Source organism: Streptomyces sp. NPDC059853, assembly GCF_042731495.1.
In the GTDB taxonomy this organism is placed as follows: Bacteria; Actinomycetota; Actinomycetes; order Streptomycetales; family Streptomycetaceae; genus Streptomyces.
Window position 1 is genome coordinate 268 of record NZ_JBHWJL010000437.1, and the last position, 2,824, is coordinate 3,091.

The window sequence follows — 2,824 nt, forward strand, 5'->3', positions numbered from 1 at the left end:
ACGGGGCCGCCGCCGCCCTGCCGCCGGGGGCGGGGGACGGCGGGGGGGGCGGCGGCCAGGGTGGGCAGGACGGCGAGCGGCTGGACGAAGCCGGGGGCCCGGCGCCCGGTGAGGAGGATCAGCGCGGCGGCCAGGGCGGGCAGCAGGGGGACGAGGACTGCGGCGGTCGTAACGGTCACTGGGCCTTCTCCCGGCGCTCCCCCGTTTCGCGCAACCGGTCAACGGAGGAGATGCCGCGGTTGCGGTGGACGAGCAGCACGATGGCGAGGCCGATGCCGATCTCGGCGGCGGCGAGGGCGATGAGGAAGAGGGTGAAGACCTGCCCGGAGTGGAGGGTGTCGCGCAGCCAGACGTCGAAGGCGACGAGGTTCAGCATCACGGCGGCGAGCATCAGTTCGACCGACATGAGGACGAGGATCACGTTGCGGCGCGCCAGCACCCCGTACAGGCCCACGCAGAACAGCAGCACGGCGACCAGCGCCGGGTAGAGCAGATGCAGTTCCATCAGCGGCGCTCCCGGGAGACGACGACGGCGCCGATCAGCGCGGCCAGCAGGAGCACGGACAGCGCCTCGAACGGCAGGACCCAGTGGGTGAACAGGCTCTGCCCGATGGCCTCGCTGCGGCCGTGCGGGGTGTCCAGGTCGATCACCTCGCCGCGGAAGGCGTCCGCGACGAGGACGACGAGCGCGACGGCCGAGGCCCCGGCGACGGTGAGCGCCACCGGCCGGTTGCCGGAGTCGGCGTCCGGGGACGGGCCGATGGGCGCCTTGGTGAGCATCAGGCCGAACAGCAGCAGGACGACCACCGAGCCGAGGTAGATGAGGACCTGCACCCAGGCCACGAACTCGGCGGTCAGCAGCAGGTACTGGACGGCCATCCCGCCGAGCGCCACCACCAGCCACAGGGCGGCGCGGACCAGCCGCCGGCTCGTCACGCACAGCACGGCGGAGCCGAGGACCACGACCGAGACGAGGAGGAAGATCACCTCCAGCAGGTTCACCGCCCGGCCCCCGCCTGCCGGTCGGCGGCCTTGCGCGCGGCGGCGATCTCCTTCGGCTCCTCGGCGGCCTCGGTGAGCGGCGGCGGCTCGGGCACCGTCCACATCCACTCCCGCAGCCGGTCGCGTTCGTGGGTGAGGTCGCGGATGTCGGTCTCCGCGTACTCGAACTCCGGCGACCAGAACAGCGCGTCGAACGGGCACACCTCGACACAGATCCCGCAGTACATGCACAGCGAGAAGTCGATCGCGAACCGGTCCAGGACGTTCCGGCTGCGCTCCCGGCCGCCGGGCGCGGCGGGCGGCAGCGTCTCCTTGTGCGAGTCGATGTAGATGCACCAGTCCGGGCACTCCCGGGCGCACAGCATGCAGACCGTGCAGTTCTCCTCGAACAGCGCGATCACGCCCCGGCTGCGCGGCGGCAGTTCGGGCTGGGTCTCCGGGTAGTGCTGGGTGACCGAGCGCCGGGTCATGGTGCGCAGGGTGATCGCCAGCCCCTTGGCGAGGCCCGATCCGTAACTCATGAGATCACCACCGTGATGACGCCGGTCAGCGCGAGCTGCGCCAGGGCGAGGGGGACGAGGACCGTCCACGCGAACGACTGGATCTGGTCGGCCCGCAGCCGTGGCCAGGCGACCCGGGCCCAGATGACGACGAAGCTGAGCGCGGCGGTCTTCAGCAGCATCCACAGCCAGCCGAGGGTGTCGGAGAACGGGCCGTGCCAGCCGCCGAGGAAGAGGACGGCGGTCAGTGCCGAGACGACGACGATGCCCGCGTACTCGGCGAGGAGGAAGAAGGCGAAGCGCAGCCCCGAGTACTCGGTGTACGCGCCGAAGATGATCTCCTCGGGCGCGATCGGGGCGTCGAACGGCGGGCGCTGGAGTTCGGCCAGGCCGGCGGTGAAGAACACGAACGCGCCGATCAGCTGCCACGGGATCCACCACCACTCGAAGGCGGCGAGGATCCCGGTGAGGGAGAGCGTCCCGGCGGCCATCGCGACGGAGGCGGCGGCCAGCAGGAGCGGCAGTTCGTACGCCATCAGCTGGGCGGCGGTGCGCAGCGCGCCCAGCAGCGAGTACTTGTTGGCGGACGCCCAGCCGCCCATGAGGGAGCCGAGGATGCCGACGCCGAGGACGGCGAGGACGAAGAAGATCCCGGCGTCGACGACCTGGCCGACCGCGCCTCCTGGGCCGAGCGGGATGGCGACGAGGACGATCAGGTACGGGATGAGGGCGAGCGCGGGCGCCAGCTGGAACACGCGGCGGTCGGCGCCCTCGGGGACGGTGTCCTCCTTCTGGGCGAACTTCACGCCGTCCGCGACCAGCTGGGCCCAGCCGTGGAAGCCGCCGGCGTGCATCGGGCCGACGCGGCCCTGCATGTGCGCCATGACCTTGTGCTCCAGCTGGCCGACGAGGAGGGGCAGCAGGAGGAAGGCGACGAGGACGGCCGCCACCCGGGCGAGTACGTCCAGCACGTCCATCAGGCGTCCCCTTCCCGGTCCGGGCCGGGGTTGCCGTCCTGGTCCCGGTCGCCGTCACGGCGCGGGTCCCGGTCGGGGTGCTCCGCGGTGGGGGGTTCGCCGGAAGCGGTACGCGCCCGCCCCGCACTCCCCTGCTCCCCGCCACGCGACCGCGGGGGTTCGGGGCCGTCCGCCGTCTCCGCCGCCGGGCCGCCGTCCGCGTCCGGCCCGTAGGCGGGGCGGGGGTCGTGCCACGGCGCGTCGCCGCCCCGGGGCGGGCGCCCGGGCGGGCGTGCCTCGCCGGGGGCAGGTGTTCCGCCGACGCCCGTGGCGGCCCGCTGGCTCGCGGAACCGTCGGACGCGGAC

The 2,824-nt window shown here is 73.3% G+C and carries 4 protein-coding genes and 1 pseudogene; all 5 read right to left on the reverse strand.

Going from position 1 to position 2,824, the window contains the following annotated elements; all coding sequences use genetic code 11:
• Positions 1-175: 175 nt before the first annotated feature.
• A complete protein-coding gene (gene nuoK / locus ACFV5N_RS26345) occupies positions 176-499 on the reverse strand; it encodes an NADH-quinone oxidoreductase subunit NuoK (RefSeq protein WP_385604609.1) in 324 nt (107 codons plus the stop codon).
• A 5-nt stretch (positions 500-504) separates the two neighbouring features.
• Positions 505-1,002 carry an NADH-quinone oxidoreductase subunit J gene (locus ACFV5N_RS26350; protein WP_385604600.1) on the reverse strand — a complete coding sequence of 166 codons (498 nt, stop codon included), beginning with the start codon at positions 1,000-1,002 and terminating at the stop codon, positions 505-507.
• Positions 999-1,523 carry a NuoI/complex I 23 kDa subunit family protein gene (locus ACFV5N_RS26355; protein WP_385604603.1) on the reverse strand — a complete coding sequence of 175 codons (525 nt, stop codon included), beginning with the start codon at positions 1,521-1,523 and terminating at the stop codon, positions 999-1,001. The genes ACFV5N_RS26350 and ACFV5N_RS26355 overlap by 4 nt, the downstream gene beginning before the upstream one ends.
• The gene (locus ACFV5N_RS26360) at positions 1,520-2,479 is read right to left on the reverse strand and encodes an NADH-quinone oxidoreductase subunit H (protein WP_385604606.1); all 960 of its coding nucleotides are present in this window, start codon (positions 2,477-2,479) and stop codon (positions 1,520-1,522) included. The genes ACFV5N_RS26355 and ACFV5N_RS26360 overlap by 4 nt, the downstream gene beginning before the upstream one ends.
• A pseudogene (locus tag ACFV5N_RS26365) lies at positions 2,479-2,824 on the reverse strand (hypothetical protein); the annotation flags it as partial. The gene ACFV5N_RS26360 and the pseudogene ACFV5N_RS26365, both read right to left, overlap by 1 nt.